Annotated in this window: 13 protein-coding genes; 10 read left to right on the forward strand and 3 right to left on the reverse strand. The window is 52.0% G+C overall.

What is annotated here, in order from left to right; genetic code table 11:
* Positions 1-341 precede the first annotated feature (341 nt).
* The 8 genes from tig to FDX09_RS06085 all read left to right on the forward strand — a co-directional run bounded on the left by tig (position 342) and on the right by FDX09_RS06085 (position 10,099).
* On the forward strand, positions 342-1,640 hold the full coding sequence (tig, locus tag FDX09_RS06050) for a trigger factor (RefSeq protein ID WP_003021622.1): 1,299 nt from the start codon (positions 342-344) through the stop codon (positions 1,638-1,640).
* Positions 1,641-1,887: 247 nt separating this feature from the next.
* Positions 1,888-2,511, forward strand: coding sequence for an ATP-dependent Clp endopeptidase proteolytic subunit ClpP (gene clpP / locus FDX09_RS06055; RefSeq protein WP_032939995.1), 624 nt, complete (start codon positions 1,888-1,890; stop codon positions 2,509-2,511).
* A gap of 126 nt (positions 2,512-2,637) precedes the next feature.
* Positions 2,638-3,912 (forward strand): ATP-dependent protease ATP-binding subunit ClpX, encoded by a 1,275-nt coding sequence (gene clpX, locus FDX09_RS06060; protein WP_003831013.1) that lies wholly within the window; start codon positions 2,638-2,640, stop codon positions 3,910-3,912.
* Positions 3,913-4,096: 184 nt separating this feature from the next.
* Complete coding sequence (gene lon, locus FDX09_RS06065) at positions 4,097-6,451, forward strand: endopeptidase La (RefSeq protein WP_038638272.1); 2,355 nt, start codon at positions 4,097-4,099, stop codon at positions 6,449-6,451.
* Positions 6,452-6,660: 209 nt separating this feature from the next.
* Positions 6,661-6,933 (forward strand): nucleoid-associated protein HU-beta, encoded by a 273-nt coding sequence (gene hupB / locus FDX09_RS06070; RefSeq protein WP_003021629.1) that lies wholly within the window; start codon positions 6,661-6,663, stop codon positions 6,931-6,933.
* A gap of 267 nt (positions 6,934-7,200) precedes the next feature.
* The gene (gene ppiD / locus FDX09_RS06075) at positions 7,201-9,075 is read left to right on the forward strand and encodes a peptidylprolyl isomerase (RefSeq protein WP_085047635.1); all 1,875 of its coding nucleotides are present in this window, start codon (positions 7,201-7,203) and stop codon (positions 9,073-9,075) included.
* Positions 9,076-9,221: 146 nt separating this feature from the next.
* The gene (locus FDX09_RS06080; protein ID WP_137346924.1) at positions 9,222-9,596 is read left to right on the forward strand and encodes a helix-hairpin-helix domain-containing protein; all 375 of its coding nucleotides are present in this window, start codon (positions 9,222-9,224) and stop codon (positions 9,594-9,596) included.
* 104 nt (positions 9,597-9,700) lie between these two features.
* The gene (locus tag FDX09_RS06085; RefSeq protein ID WP_137346925.1) at positions 9,701-10,099 is read left to right on the forward strand and encodes a YbgC/FadM family acyl-CoA thioesterase; all 399 of its coding nucleotides are present in this window, start codon (positions 9,701-9,703) and stop codon (positions 10,097-10,099) included.
* Between the two features lie 58 nt (positions 10,100-10,157).
* Here the strand turns inward: FDX09_RS06085 and queC are convergent, their stop codons facing one another.
* The gene (gene queC, locus FDX09_RS06090) at positions 10,158-10,853 is read right to left on the reverse strand and encodes a 7-cyano-7-deazaguanine synthase QueC (RefSeq protein ID WP_038638285.1); all 696 of its coding nucleotides are present in this window, start codon (positions 10,851-10,853) and stop codon (positions 10,158-10,160) included.
* 64 nt (positions 10,854-10,917) lie between these two features.
* On the reverse strand, positions 10,918-12,618 hold the full coding sequence (locus tag FDX09_RS06095; protein ID WP_085047633.1) for an SgrR family transcriptional regulator: 1,701 nt from the start codon (positions 12,616-12,618) through the stop codon (positions 10,918-10,920).
* 100 nt (positions 12,619-12,718) lie between these two features.
* Between FDX09_RS06095 and cof the strand changes: the two genes are divergently transcribed.
* Positions 12,719-13,537, forward strand: coding sequence for an HMP-PP phosphatase (gene cof / locus FDX09_RS06100; protein WP_069323962.1), 819 nt, complete (start codon positions 12,719-12,721; stop codon positions 13,535-13,537).
* A gap of 50 nt (positions 13,538-13,587) precedes the next feature.
* On the opposite strand, the gene FDX09_RS06105 is transcribed toward cof, so the two are convergent.
* Positions 13,588-14,643 carry a PLP-dependent cysteine synthase family protein gene (locus FDX09_RS06105; protein ID WP_110498633.1) on the reverse strand — a complete coding sequence of 352 codons (1,056 nt, stop codon included), beginning with the start codon at positions 14,641-14,643 and terminating at the stop codon, positions 13,588-13,590.
* Positions 14,644-14,759: 116 nt separating this feature from the next.
* Between FDX09_RS06105 and decR the strand changes: the two genes are divergently transcribed.
* Positions 14,760-15,218 (forward strand): DNA-binding transcriptional regulator DecR, encoded by a 459-nt coding sequence (decR, locus tag FDX09_RS06110; protein WP_003831023.1) that lies wholly within the window; start codon positions 14,760-14,762, stop codon positions 15,216-15,218.
* Positions 15,219-15,220: the final 2 nt, after the last annotated feature.

Raw genomic sequence — 15,220 nt, forward strand, 5'->3', positions numbered from 1 at the left:
CGGATTTGCAACAACCGATGTTTTTCCAGTATGTTGCTACAGAATATGTGAAAACGGCCTGCGGGCCGTTTTGTTTTGTCTGAATTCTGGGGGAGTCGTACAGTATTCAGACAAAAATTAGCCGGGAATTGTGAAAAAAGCCGCAGCAACGCGCGATAACCGTTCTCGACTCATAAAAGTGATGCCGCTATAATGCGCGTCTTATTTTTCGGAATGTCTTCGGGATGATTCTGACGACAGGGAATGTGATTGCTTATGAGAACATCCCAGTTCCGCGAAGCCAACAACCTGTGCTTGCGGAGAAGAGTTGACCGAGCACTGTGATTTTTTGAGGTAACAAGATGCAAGTTTCAGTTGAAACCACTCAAGGCCTTGGCCGCCGTGTAACGATTACTATCGCTGCTGACAGCATCGAGACCGCTGTGAAAAGCGAGCTGGTCAACGTAGCGAAGAAAGTGCGTATTGACGGTTTCCGCAAAGGAAAAGTACCGATGAATGTTGTTGCTCAGCGTTATGGCGCTTCCGTGCGTCAGGACGTGCTGGGCGACCTGATGAGCCGCAACTTCGTTGACGCGATCATCAAAGAAAAAATCAATCCGGCTGGCGCACCGAACTACGTTCCGGGTGAATACAAGCTGGGTGAAGATTTTACTTACGCGGTAGAGTTCGAAGTGTACCCGGAAGTTGAGCTGACTGGCCTGGAAGCAATCGAAGTTGAAAAACCGGTTGTTGAAGTCACCGACGCTGACGTTGATGTAATGCTGGACACTCTGCGTAAGCAGCAGGCTACCTGGAAAGATAAAGACGGCGCTGCTGATGCAGAAGACCGTGTAACCATCGACTTCACCGGTTCTGTAGACGGCGAAGAGTTCGAAGGCGGCAAAGCGTCTGACTTCGTACTGGCGATGGGCCAGGGTCGTATGATCCCAGGCTTTGAAGAAGGCGTTAAAGGCCACAAAGCTGGCGAAGAGTTCACTATCGACGTGACCTTCCCGGAAGAGTACCACGCTGAAAACCTGAAAGGTAAAGCCGCTAAGTTCGTTATCAACCTGAAGAAAGTTGAAGAACGCGAACTGCCGGAACTGACTGAAGAATTCATCAAACGTTTCGGCGTTGAAGACGGTTCCGTAGCCGGTCTGCGTGCTGAAGTACGTAAAAACATGGAACGCGAGCTGAAAGGCGCTGTGCGTAACCGTGTTAAGTCTCAGGCGATCGAAGGTCTGGTAAAAGCTAACGACATCGACGTACCGGCTGCTCTGATCGACAGCGAAATCGACGTTCTGCGTCGTCAGGCTGCGCAGCGTTTTGGCGGTAACGAGAAACAAGCTCTGGAACTGCCGCGTGAACTGTTCGAAGAACAGGCTAAGCGTCGCGTAGTTGTAGGCCTGCTGCTGGGCGAAGTTATTCGCACCAACGAGCTGAAAGCTGACGAAGATCGCGTTAAAGGCCTGATCGAAGAGATGGCTTCTGCTTACGAAGATCCGAAAGAAGTTGTTGAGTTCTACAGCAAAAACAAAGAGCTGATGGACAACATGCGTAACGTCGCTCTGGAAGAACAAGCTGTTGAAGCCGTTCTGGCGAAAGCGAAAGTGACTGAAAAAGCCACTTCCTTCAACGAGCTGATGAACCAGCAGGCGTAATTCGTCGCTTTTGTAGCACGAATTTCGTACGCAAGCCCGTCACCTTTTGGTGGCGGGTTTTTTTTTGTCACGCATTTTGCATGGGAAGAGTGCGAAAACAGCGTTTCAGTGTTAGCGTTACAACAAAAGATTGTTATGCTTGAATTATGGCGATGTCGTACCCATTACTGAGGGACTAGCTGATAATCCGTCCATAAGGTTACAATCAGCACAGCAGGTTTTTTCAAATTTTATCCAGGAGACGGAAATGTCATACAGCGGCGAACGAGATAACTTTGCACCCCATATGGCGCTGGTGCCGATGGTCATTGAACAGACCTCACGTGGTGAGCGCTCTTTTGATATCTATTCTCGTCTACTTAAGGAACGCGTCATTTTTATGACTGGCCAGGTCGAAGACCATATGGCTAACCTGATTGTGGCGCAGATGCTGTTCCTGGAAGCAGAAAACCCGGAAAAAGATATCTACCTGTACATCAACTCCCCTGGTGGGGTAATTACTGCCGGGATGTCTATCTATGACACCATGCAGTTTATTAAGCCGGACGTCAGCACCATTTGTATGGGCCAGGCGGCCTCAATGGGCGCGTTCCTGCTGACTGCCGGGGCGAAAGGTAAACGTTTTTGCCTGCCTAACTCTCGCGTCATGATCCACCAGCCTCTGGGCGGTTACCAGGGCCAGGCAACGGATATTGAAATTCATGCCCGCGAAATCCTGAAGGTAAAAGGGCGCATGAACGAACTTATGGCGCATCATACGGGTCAATCTCTTGAGCAGATTGAACGTGATACCGAGCGCGATCGCTTCCTCTCCGCTTCTGAAGCGGTAGAATACGGTCTGGTCGACTCGATTTTGACCCATCGTAATTAATGCCCAGTGCGCAGGTGTGCCGCTATAATTACCTGGAGCGGCACAACGCTGACTAGCGTCTTGCGCCTGAGAATGGCATTTGCGTCGTCGTGTGCGGCACAAAGAACAAAGAAGAGGTTTTGACCCATGACAGATAAACGCAAAGATGGCTCGGGCAAATTGTTGTACTGCTCTTTTTGCGGCAAAAGCCAGCATGAAGTGCGGAAGCTGATTGCCGGTCCATCCGTGTATATCTGCGACGAATGTGTCGATTTGTGTAACGACATCATTCGCGAAGAGATTAAGGAAGTAGCACCGCACCGTGAACGCAGTGCGCTGCCGACGCCACATGAAATTCGCAATCACCTGGACGATTACGTTATCGGTCAGGAACAGGCGAAGAAAGTGTTGGCGGTCGCGGTATACAACCATTACAAACGTCTGCGCAACGGCGACACCAGCAATGGCGTCGAGTTGGGCAAAAGTAACATCCTGCTGATTGGCCCGACGGGGTCCGGTAAAACGCTGCTGGCTGAAACGCTGGCGCGCCTGCTGGACGTTCCGTTTACTATGGCTGACGCCACCACGCTGACCGAAGCCGGTTATGTGGGTGAAGATGTTGAAAATATTATTCAGAAACTGCTGCAGAAGTGCGACTACGACGTACAGAAAGCGCAGCGCGGGATCGTCTATATCGATGAAATCGACAAGATTTCTCGTAAGTCTGACAACCCGTCCATTACCCGTGACGTTTCTGGCGAAGGCGTACAGCAAGCGCTGTTGAAACTGATCGAAGGTACGGTTGCCGCTGTTCCGCCGCAGGGGGGACGTAAACATCCGCAGCAGGAGTTCCTGCAGGTTGATACCTCCAAGATCCTGTTTATCTGCGGTGGCGCGTTCGCTGGTCTGGACAAAGTGATCGCTAACCGTGTTGAAACCGGCTCCGGCATTGGTTTTGGCGCAACGGTAAAAGCGCAGTCTGATAAAGCCAGCGAAGGTGAACTGTTGTCGCAGGTGGAACCGGAAGATCTGATCAAATTTGGTCTGATCCCTGAGTTCATTGGTCGTCTGCCGGTGGTGGCAACGCTGAGCGAACTGAGTGAAGAAGCGCTGATCCAGATCCTGAAAGAACCGAAAAACGCCCTGACCAAGCAGTACCAGGCGCTGTTCAACCTTGAAGGTGTCGATCTGGAGTTCCGTGAGGAAGCGCTGGATGCGATCGCCAAGAAAGCGATGGCGCGCAAAACCGGTGCCCGTGGTCTGCGTTCTATCGTCGAAGCCGCGCTGCTTGACACCATGTACGATCTGCCTTCGATGGAAGACGTCGAAAAAGTGGTGATTGATGAGTCGGTGATTGGCGGTCAGAGCAAGCCATTGCTGATTTACGGTAAGCCGGAAGCACAGCAGGCATCTGGCGAATAATTCATCAATTCATACAGACATTTAATTTAAAAGGGGGGATTTTATCTCCCCTTTTATTTTTCCGTAAACATGGCGTTGAATGTGTGGGAAACATCCCCATATACTGACATACATGTTAAAGGTGGTGTGAAGCACAGTCGTACCACCTGATTACCTGGCGGACACTAAACTAAGAGAGAGCTCTATGAATCCTGAGCGTTCTGAACGCATTGAAATCCCCGTATTGCCGTTGCGCGATGTGGTGGTTTATCCGCACATGGTCATACCCTTATTTGTAGGGCGGGAAAAATCTATCCGTTGTCTGGAAGCGGCTATGGACCATGATAAAAAAATCATGCTGGTCGCACAGAAAGAAGCGTCAACGGATGAGCCGGGTGTAAACGATCTTTTCACCGTCGGGACCGTGGCCTCTATTTTGCAGATGCTGAAATTGCCTGACGGCACCGTAAAAGTGCTGGTCGAGGGGTTACAGCGCGCGCGTATTTCTGCGCTGTCTGACAACGGCGAGCATTTCTCTGCAAAAGCGGAGTACCTTGACTCGCCTGCCATTGATGAGCGCGAACAGGAAGTGCTGGTGCGTACCGCTATCAGCCAGTTCGAAGGCTATATCAAGCTGAACAAGAAAATTCCACCAGAAGTGCTGACGTCGCTGAACAGCATTGACGATCCCGCGCGTCTGGCGGACACCATCGCTGCGCACATGCCGCTGAAGCTGGCAGATAAGCAGTCCGTGCTGGAGATGTCCGACGTTAACGAACGTCTGGAATATCTGATGGCGATGATGGAATCTGAAATTGATCTGCTGCAGGTTGAGAAACGCATTCGCAACCGCGTGAAGAAGCAGATGGAAAAATCCCAGCGCGAGTACTATCTGAACGAGCAGATGAAAGCTATTCAGAAAGAACTCGGCGAGATGGATGATGCGCCGGACGAAAACGAAGCGCTGAAACGCAAAATCGACGCGGCGAAAATGCCGAAAGAGGCAAAAGAGAAAGCCGAAGCAGAGCTGCAGAAGCTGAAAATGATGTCTCCGATGTCGGCGGAAGCGACCGTGGTCCGTGGCTACATCGACTGGATGGTACAGGTACCGTGGAATGCGCGTAGCAAGGTCAAAAAAGACCTGCGTCAGGCGCAGGAAATCCTCGATACCGACCATTACGGTCTGGAACGCGTCAAAGACCGTATCCTTGAGTATCTCGCGGTTCAAAGCCGTGTGAACAAAATCAAGGGGCCGATCCTGTGTCTGGTTGGGCCGCCGGGGGTAGGTAAAACTTCTCTGGGCCAGTCCATCGCGAAAGCGACCGGGCGTAAATACATCCGTATGGCACTGGGCGGCGTACGTGATGAGGCTGAAATTCGCGGTCACCGCCGGACCTATATCGGTTCGATGCCGGGTAAACTGATCCAGAAAATGGCCAAAGTGGGCGTTAAAAACCCGCTGTTCCTGCTCGATGAGATCGATAAAATGTCTTCCGACATGCGTGGCGATCCGGCTTCCGCGCTGCTTGAGGTGCTGGATCCAGAGCAGAACGTGGCGTTCAGCGATCACTACCTGGAAGTGGACTACGATCTCAGCGACGTGATGTTCGTTGCGACTTCGAACTCCATGAATATTCCGGCGCCGTTGCTGGATCGTATGGAAGTGATCCGTCTGTCCGGCTACACCGAAGACGAGAAGCTGAACATTGCTAAACGTCACCTGTTGCCGAAACAGATTGAGCGTAACGCGCTGAAAAAAGGCGAGCTTACGGTCGACGATAGCGCCATTGTGGGCATTATTCGTTACTACACCCGTGAAGCGGGCGTGCGTAGTCTGGAGCGTGAAATCTCTAAACTGTGCCGCAAAGCCGTGAAGCAGTTGCTGCTCGACAAATCGCTGAAACATATTGTGATCAATGGCGACAACCTGCACGACTACCTGGGCGTACAGCGCTTTGACTATGGTCGCGCGGACAACGAAAACCGCGTCGGTCAGGTGACCGGTCTGGCGTGGACGGAAGTGGGCGGCGATCTGCTGACCATCGAAACCGCCTGCGTTCCGGGTAAAGGCAAGCTGACCTACACCGGTTCTTTGGGTGAGGTAATGCAGGAGTCTATTCAGGCTGCACTGACCGTGGTGCGCGCGCGCGCGGAAAAACTGGGTATTAATCCGGACTTTTACGAAAAACGCGACATCCACGTTCACGTACCGGAAGGGGCGACGCCGAAAGATGGTCCAAGTGCCGGTATTGCCATGTGTACCGCGCTGGTTTCTTGTCTGACCGGTAACCCGGTACGCGCCGATGTGGCGATGACCGGCGAGATCACTCTGCGTGGTCAGGTGCTGCCAATCGGTGGTTTGAAAGAAAAACTGCTGGCGGCGCACCGTGGCGGCATTAAGACGGTCTTAATTCCAGATGAAAACAAACGTGACCTGGAAGAGATTCCGGACAACGTGATTGCCGATCTGGACATCCATCCGGTGAAACGCATCGAGGAAGTTTTGACGCTTGCGCTGCAAAATGAACCCTCTGGAATGCAGGTTGTGACCGCAAAATAGTGACCTCGCGCAAAGAGCACTAATAAAAACAGGGCTGGCAGGCCATTTCGGACTTGCCAGCCTTTTTTTGTATAGCTAATTTAGATGACGGATTAGGCTTGCCATCATTAACGGGTGTTGTAAGGGCATGGCAGGCCTGATATAACTGCTGCGCGGTCGCACTTTGAAGGATTCAGGTGCGATATAAATTATAAAAGAGGAAGAGAAGAGTGAATAAATCTCAACTGATCGACAAAATTGCTGCAGGGGCTGATATCTCTAAAGCTGCGGCTGGACGTGCGTTAGATGCAATTATTGCTTCTGTTACCGAATCCCTGAAGGAAGGCGATGACGTAGCGCTGGTAGGTTTTGGTACTTTTGCCGTTAAAGAGCGTGCTGCCCGTACTGGTCGCAACCCGCAAACAGGTAAAGAGATCACCATCGCCGCGGCTAAAGTACCGGGCTTCCGTGCAGGTAAGGCACTGAAAGACGCGGTAAACTAAGTGATTTCCCCTTTGGGGATGTGACGAAGTACAAGGGCGCATCAACTGATGTGCCTTTTTTATTTCTGATTCCGGTACTTTCTACGTGTTGTGGGCTGACAATTGCCCCCGTTTCTTGTCACAATAGGCCTTTGTGCGCAGCGTTCAGGAAACGCTATGCTGCGTGAAGCATATATACTCAAAATCCTTGCCGCCGTTGTTGTAACAACGTGCAGGCGGCTTGAAGGATAACGCGTATAGTCATCTACAGCGGAGTGTGGTTACACCATGATGGACAGCTTACGCACGGCTGCTAACAGTCTCGTGCTCAAGATTATTTTCGGTATCATTATCGTGTCGTTCATTTTGACCGGCGTGAGTGGTTACCTGATTGGCGGGGGCAACAATTACGCCGCCAAAGTGAATGGCCAGGAGATCAGCCGCGGGCAATTCGAGAATGCGTTCAATAGCGAACGTAACCGCATGCAGCAACAGTTGGGCGATCAATACTCTGAGCTGGCGGCGAATGAAGGCTATATGAAAACGCTGCGTCAGCAGGTGCTGAATCGTCTTGTAGACGAAGCGCTGCTGGATCAATACTCCCGCGAGCTGAAGCTCAATATCAGCGACGATCAGGTTAAACAGGCTATTTTCGCCACGCCTGCTTTCCAGGTGGACGGCAAATTTGATAACAACCGCTACAATGCGATTGTTAATCAAATGGGAATGACCGCCGATCAGTACGCTGAGGCATTACGTAATCAGCTTACTACCCAGCAGTTGATCAACGGCGTTGCCGGTACGGACTTCATGCTGAAAGGCGAAACCGATGAGCTGGCGGCGCTGGTCGCACAGCAGCGTATCGTGCGTGAGGCGACGATTGACGTTAACGCGCTTGCCGCGAAGCAATCCGTTACCGAGCAGGAAGTTGCCAGCTACTACGAGCAGAATAAAAACAACTTCATGACGCCGGAACAGTTCCGCGTGAGCTACATCAAGCTGGACGCTGCTGCACTGCAGGAGACGGCCAGCGATGCTGATATTCAGTCTTACTATGACCAGCATCAGGACCAGTTCACTCAGCCGCAGCGTAACCGCTACAGCATTATTCAGACGAAAACGGAAGATGAAGCTAAAGCGGTACTGGATGAGTTGAGCAAAGGCGCAGATTTCGCTGCGCTGGCGAAAGAAAAATCAGCCGACATCATCTCTGCCCGTAAAGGTGGCGATATGGGATGGCTGGAAGATTCCACCACTCCGGATGAGCTGAAAAATGCCGGCCTGAAAGACAAAGGCCAACTGTCCGGTGTGATTAAATCTTCCGTTGGTTTCCTCGTTGCGCGTCTTGATGACGTACAGCCTGCGCAGGTTAAACCGCTGAGCGAAGCCCGTGACGATATTGCGGCGAAAGTGAAGCAGGAAAAAGCGCTGGATGCGTACTATGCGCTGCAGCAGAAAGTGAGCGATGCAGCCAGCAACGATAACGAATCCCTGGCGGGTGCGGAGCAAGCTGCCGGTATGAAAGCGGTTGAAACGGGCTGGTTTAGCCGTGACAGTCTGCCGGAAGAGCTGAATTTCAAACCCGTCGCTGACGTCATTTTTAATGGGGGTCTGGTTGGCGAGAACGGTACGCCTGGCAGTAACTCTGACATCATTACCGTGGATGGCGATCGCGCGTTTGTGCTGCGTATTGCAGAGCACAAAGCCGAAGCCGTTAAGCCACTGGCTGAAGTGAAAGAGCAGGTTACTGCGCTTGTTAAGCACAATAAAGCAGAGCAACAGGCTAAGCTGGATGCTGATAAACTGCTGGCGGACCTGAAAGCCGGTAAAGGCGATGAAGCGATGAAAGCCGCGGGTCTGAGCTTTGGTGAGGCGAAAACGCTGAGCCGCACTGGTCAGGATCCTCTGAGCCAGGCAGCCTTTGGTCTGAGCCTGCCAGCGAAAGACAAACCGAGCTACGGCGTGGCGAACGATATGCAGGGGAACGTTGTTCTGCTGGCGCTGGACGAAGTGAAAGCGGGTTCGATGCCTGAAGCGCAGAAGAAAGCGATGGTTCAGGGGATCACCCAGAACAACGCGCAGATTGTGTTCGAAGCGCTGATGAGCAACCTGCGTAAAGCCGCAAAAATTAAAATCGGTGACGCGCTGGAGCAACAGCAATAACCGAGGCTGCTCGCAAAAAATTGCAAAAAGTTGTATTAACCAAAGGCCGCTTTCGCGGCCTTTTCCATTTCTGTTATTTGCCGTTTGTCTGCTGTTCCGCACCTCGCTATCGTGATTCCACTGTTAACAAACACGGAGAAAACAGTATGAAACATGGAATCAAAGCCCTGCTTATCACCCTTTCATTGACCTGCGGCGCTATGGCCCAAAGCGCATTGGCTGCAGAGCCCGTTACCAAAAACCAGGCGACTCAAACCAAAGCGGATGCTTCCACAGTGGCGCAAAGCAAGGCTACGCAACCCGCTAAAGCAAGCGATGATGAAGGCACCAGGGTAAGCATCAACAGCGCTTCTGCGGAGGATTTAGCGCGAGTGATGAATGGGGTCGGACTGAAAAAGGCTCAGGCCATTGTCAACTATCGAGAAGAGTACGGGCCATTTAAAACGGTCGATGATTTAAAGCAGGTGGCGGGGATGGGAAGTTCTTTGGTAGAGCGTAACCAGGCAGTTTTAACACTTTAATAACTTGCAGAGCGCTGAAATTTTGCCAGACTATAGAGGTCATACCAGTTATGGCCTCTTCACCCTGAATATGTACATATAAAAAAACGTAAGGTTTCTGCGCTATGCAAACACAAATCAAAGTCCGTGGTTATCATCTTGATGTCTATCAGCACGTCAACAATGCCCGTTATCTTGAGTTTCTGGAAGAAGCACGCTGGGATGGACTGGAAAACAGCGAGAGCTTTCAGTGGATGACCGCTCACAACATCGCTTTTGTGGTTGTGAATATTAATATCAACTATCGCCGTCCGGCGGTGCTGAGCGACCTGCTGATTGTTACCAGTCAGGTACAGCAGTTAAATGGCAAAAGCGGTGTGTTGAACCAGACTATCACCCTGGAGCCGGAAGGACAGGTGGTAGCAGATGCGTTGATTACCTTCGTCTGTATTGATTTGAAAACGCAAAAAGCGCTACCGCTGGAAGGAGAGTTGCGCGAGAAACTGGAACTGATGGTGAAGTAGTGGCTGTGAGTGCTTGTAGGCCGGATAAGCAAAGCGCCATCCGGCATCGCTCAACCCATTACTTTAACCCGGTTTTCTGCTTCATCGCCGTCATCACTGCCGGTTTATCCGCCAGATAATGGTTAAGACCGTTGGCGCGCAGATTACAGGCCGCGCAGTGACCACAACCGTCACCTTTGATACCGTTATAGCAGGTCAGCGTTTCTTCGCGTACCAGGTCCAGCTTGCCCCAGTAATCGGCCAGCGCCCAGGTTTCGGCTTTATCGATCCACATCAGCGGAGTTTCAAAGCGGATATCTTTTGCCATCCCCAGGCTCACGGCATGGTTCAGAGCCTTGACGAACTCATCGCGACAGTCAGGATATCCAGAGAAGTCGGTTTCACAAACGCCGGTAATGACCGCCTCTGCCTGTACCTGATATGCGTAAATCGCCGCCAGCGTTAAAAACAAAATATTGCGTCCGGGCACAAAGGTATTGGGAATGCCGTTCGCATCCGGTTCGTAATCAGGCACCGGAATGTTATCACGGGTCAGGCTACTGACAGCCAGTTCGCTAAGCAGCGTGACATCAAGCACTTTGTGCGCACGCGCGCCGAGTTTTAAGGCCAGATCACGTGCGACATCAATCTCAGCGCGATGGCGCTGACCATAATCAAAGGTCACGCAGTGCACTTCATCATACTGATGTAGCGCTTGCGCCAGACAGGTCGTGGAGTCCTGACCTCCACTGAATACAACAACGGCACGTTTCATGGCTTTTCCTGACAAATAACGAAACCCATATGGTAGCGCCTGGACGTGGTGTCGACCAGCTTCTTCATGTTGAAGGGGGCGGTAACCAGGCTTCGGTGAACTCAAACCAGCCGCGAGGATTCAGGCGAACACCGTTCACGCCCGGTGGCGCGCTAATACGATAGTGATAATTGAACAGCGGAGTCAGCGTGGCATCATGCATCAGCGTGGCGAACACTTGCTGTAACGCCGCATAACGATCGTCTTCATTGGCCTGGACTTGCAGGGCATCCAGCGTGGTTTGCAAGTGCGTGTATTCAGGCGCATTGAGTACATGTGACCACAGTTGATCGCAACGCAACCACTGTTCGAGGGTATATTCAGGCGCTTCGCCAATCAGTCTGTCTCCCATCATCAGGTCGGCCTGCGCTAAAGGATGATTACCGTCCCAGTTTTTAGCATTATGAAATATAAGCGTTAATTCACAGCCGAGTAGCGCCAGCGCCTGGCGAAGCTGTTCAGCCATGGCATGTAGTTCAACCGGCAGGTGATACGCCAGCGTCAGTTTTTCCGGTAGCGCTACCTCGTTCAACTCATCCCATTGCGGGATCGTCCATCCAGGCAGCAGCGCATTGCTCGGGGTTATCAGGTTTTCATCTACCTCCAGCGTTTGTAGCAGGGAAGAGCGATGGATAATATTGACCAGCCGGCGGGCTTGCAAGGTATTCAGGCGCGCACTTTTTCTGAGCGTGAGATAGCAAAAACCGAGGCTTATCCCGCTGCTCACCTGGCTTAGCATGGGCAGCTCTTCGGGTTTACCAATCGCTATTTGCACCGGATGGCGACAGCTGGTGCCCAAGTCCTGGGAGAAGAGTTGCGGAGTTATCCAGTATTCGATCGCTTTCAGGAGTGGATGACTCAGGTGGTAGTGATCGTGACTCTCGATACGCACCAGCTCAGGGGTAAACAACGTCAACCGGAATGGACCTGTACCTACAAACGGATGTTCCGGATGCGCCAAATGGCTGCTGTAGCTTGCCAGACGATGCGCCAGCCAGAAGTCGGGACGATGCAGAATAAAGGTCAGACACTGGGGATGGGTCACCTCAATACGTTTGACGCTGATAAACAGCTTATTCAGCGCGGGTAGTTCTAACAGCTTCAGCAACTGCTGATGTAGCTGCGTGCTGCTGACGGCATCGCCGTTATGCCAGTACAGCGTGGAGCGAATATAGAAATCCCAACGCAGGCCGTCGGCGGAGATATTCCAGTGGTGAGCTAAATCACCGCAGGGGCGCTGTGTATGCGTGTCAAACCGTGTCAGGCCAGAGAATACCTGCCCGGCGAGATGTTGCTCTGCGCGACCAGGGAGAAATCCGGGGTGCAAAGGGTCGAGCTGGCGGTAATAGGGGATACGCAGGGTTGGCGTGTCGTTTTGCCACTGGCCGCCCATAAACGGTTGTAGCAGGGTTCTTAATTCACCCGGCGCCAGTTGGGCCAGCTCCAGCACGCTAAGCTGTTCCCCCTTTTGCAGCGCCTGCTCCATCATGGTATTGCGTAGCGAGTCCGGCGTAACTAAAAAGCGTAGCTGTCCGCGTTTACCCCGCCCCGATTGGGCGTGCCACTCCAGCCAGCCTGCATCCTGCGCTTGTTTTAACAAGGTTCGCACGTGACGTTCGCTGCAAAAACAGCGTTCAGCCAGTTCGCCAATGGTCACCGACTGCGGCTCCCCGTTCGAGGGTTGCCACAGGCGTTGGTATTGATTTAGTCGGTTCAATAGTCGCATATAAACCCGGAACAATTCATTTTATCTATTCACTATTACTTCCGTATATCTCAGGTGATACTGAATCACAAGTTAACCGCCTCACAGTGTGGAGAAAGAAATGGCTCGTCTGGCTGCATTTGATATGGATGGCACTCTTTTGATGCCGAATCACCATTTAGGTGATGAAACGCTTTCAACGCTGGCGCGCCTGCGTGAACGTGATATCACTCTGACATTTGCCACCGGTCGCCATGTGCTGGAGATGCGCCACATTCTGGGTTCTATTTCGCTGGATGCCTTTTTAATCACGGGTAACGGTACGCGCATTCACTCGCTGGAGGGTGATGTGCTGCACCGCCAGGATCTGGATCCGAATGTTGCGGATAGTGTATTGCACCAGAAGTGGGACACCACGGCCAGCATGCATGTCTTTAATGACAACGGTTGGTTCACCGGACAAGAAATTCCAGCGCTGCTTCAGGCGCATGTGTATAGCGGATTTCGTTACCAGATCGTGGATGTGAAACGTATTCCCGCCCACCAGGTAACGAAGATCTGTTTCTGCGGCGATCATGACACGCTGATTCGTCTGCGCATTCAACTCAATGAGGCGCTGGGTGAACAGGCGAATCTCTGTTTCTCCGCGGTTGATTGCCTCGAGGTGCTGCCGCTGGGATGTAATAAAGGTTCTGCGCTGGCGGTATTAAGCAACCACTTAGGTTATTCAATGGCCGAGTGTATGGCGTTTGGCGATGCCATGAACGATCGCGAAATGTTAAGTAGCGTAGGGCGCGGCCTGATTATGGGTAACGCGATGCCGCAACTGATTGCTGAACTGCCTCATTTATCGGTGATTGGGCATTGCCGTAATCAGGCAGTATCACACTTTTTGACGCATTGGCTGGACAATCCGCATCTACCTTATTCCCCCGAATGAGAGATCCCTTCCAGCAAGCCAGACTTCGCGTCTGGCTTTTTTTTGTCTGATTAGTGGGTATTCAGGAGTTGAGCCAGCTCCGCTTTCCACGGCGTTAAATCACCGATGTGCGCGTCGACCCACTGCGGGTTGTAATAGGTTTCCAGATAACGTTCGCCGCTGTCACACAACAACGTCACCAGCGATCCCGTTTCTCCTGCATCGCGCATACGGGCGGCAAGTTGTAATGCTCCCCACATGTTGGTACCGGTTGAGGCGCCAACTTTACGGCCTAGCTGCGTCTCCAGCCAGTGCGCGGTGGCCACGCTGGCGGCATCAGGCACGCGCAGCATTTCATCGACCACATCAGGAATAAAAGACGGTTCTACGCGTGGGCGACCGATACCTTCGATTTTGCTACCTACCGGGCTGCGTAAGGTTGCATCGCGATCTTGCCAGAAGGGCAGAAAGACCGAGTTTTCCGGGTCCACCACCATCAAACGAGTGTCGTAGCCCTGACAACGAATATAGCGGCCAATGGTCGCCGAGGTGCCGCCGGTTCCGGCACTCATCACGATATGCCGGGGAACGGGGTTGGGCTCGCATTGCATCTGCCGAAAGATACTGTCGGCAATATTGTTGTTACCACGCCAGTCGGTGGCGCGCTCAGCGTAAGTGAACTGATCCATGTAATGGCCGTTCAGCTCACGCGCCAGTTGTTCAGAAGCCGCATAAATTTCGCAGGCGCTTTCCACGAAATGACAGCGCCCGCCATAAAACTCAATCTGTTCAATTTTACGTTTCGCAGTACACGAAGGCATAACGGCGATAAACGGTAATCCTAACAGACGGGCGAAATACGCTTCGGAAACCGCCGTTGAGCCGGATGATGACTCGATGATGGTAGTGCCTTCTTTGATCCAGCCATTGCACAGTCCATACAGAAACAGTGAGCGTGCCAGACGATGTTTCAGGCTCCCGGTCGGATGCGTGCTCTCATCTTTTAAATAGAGCTGAATGCCCGGAAACGCCGGGAGTGACAGACGAATGAGATGCGTATCCGCAGAACGCTGATAATCCGCGTTGATTTCATTGATGGCGTTTTTAACCCAGGAGCTATTCATCATTAAAAGATATCCATTTGTCATTTTGTGCCCAGAATAGCGAAAAGCACGGAAAAAATTGTTGCCATTTAGCCTTTAAAATAGAATGTAAGGAGAAAATTCTTCTCTGTGGAGTGGATATGTTAGACAAAATTGACCGTAAGCTGCTCGGCTTACTGCAACAGGACTGCACCCTTTCTTTGCAGGCGTTAGCAGATGCCGTTAATCTGACTACCACCCCTTGCTGGAAACGCCTCAAACGGCTTGAAGATGATGGTATCCTGCTGGGTCGAGTCGCCCTGCTGGATCCCGAAAAACTGGGGCTGGGCTTAACCGCGTTTGTGTTGATCAAGACTCAGCACCACAGCAGCGAATGGTATTGCCGCTTTGTCACCGAAGTCACCGGAATGCCGGAAGTTCTGGGATTCTGGCGTATGGCAGGGGAGTATGACTACCTGATGCGGGTCCAGGTCGCCGATATGAAAAGCTATGACGAATTTTATAAGCGCCTGGTGAACAGCGTGCCGGGCCTGTCTGATGTCACCTCCAGCTTTGCGATGGAACAGATTAAATACACAACTGCTCTACCGATTGAATAATT

The organism is Citrobacter sp. wls717 (assembly GCF_005280955.1).
Lineage (GTDB): Bacteria > Pseudomonadota > Gammaproteobacteria > Enterobacterales > Enterobacteriaceae > Citrobacter > Citrobacter werkmanii.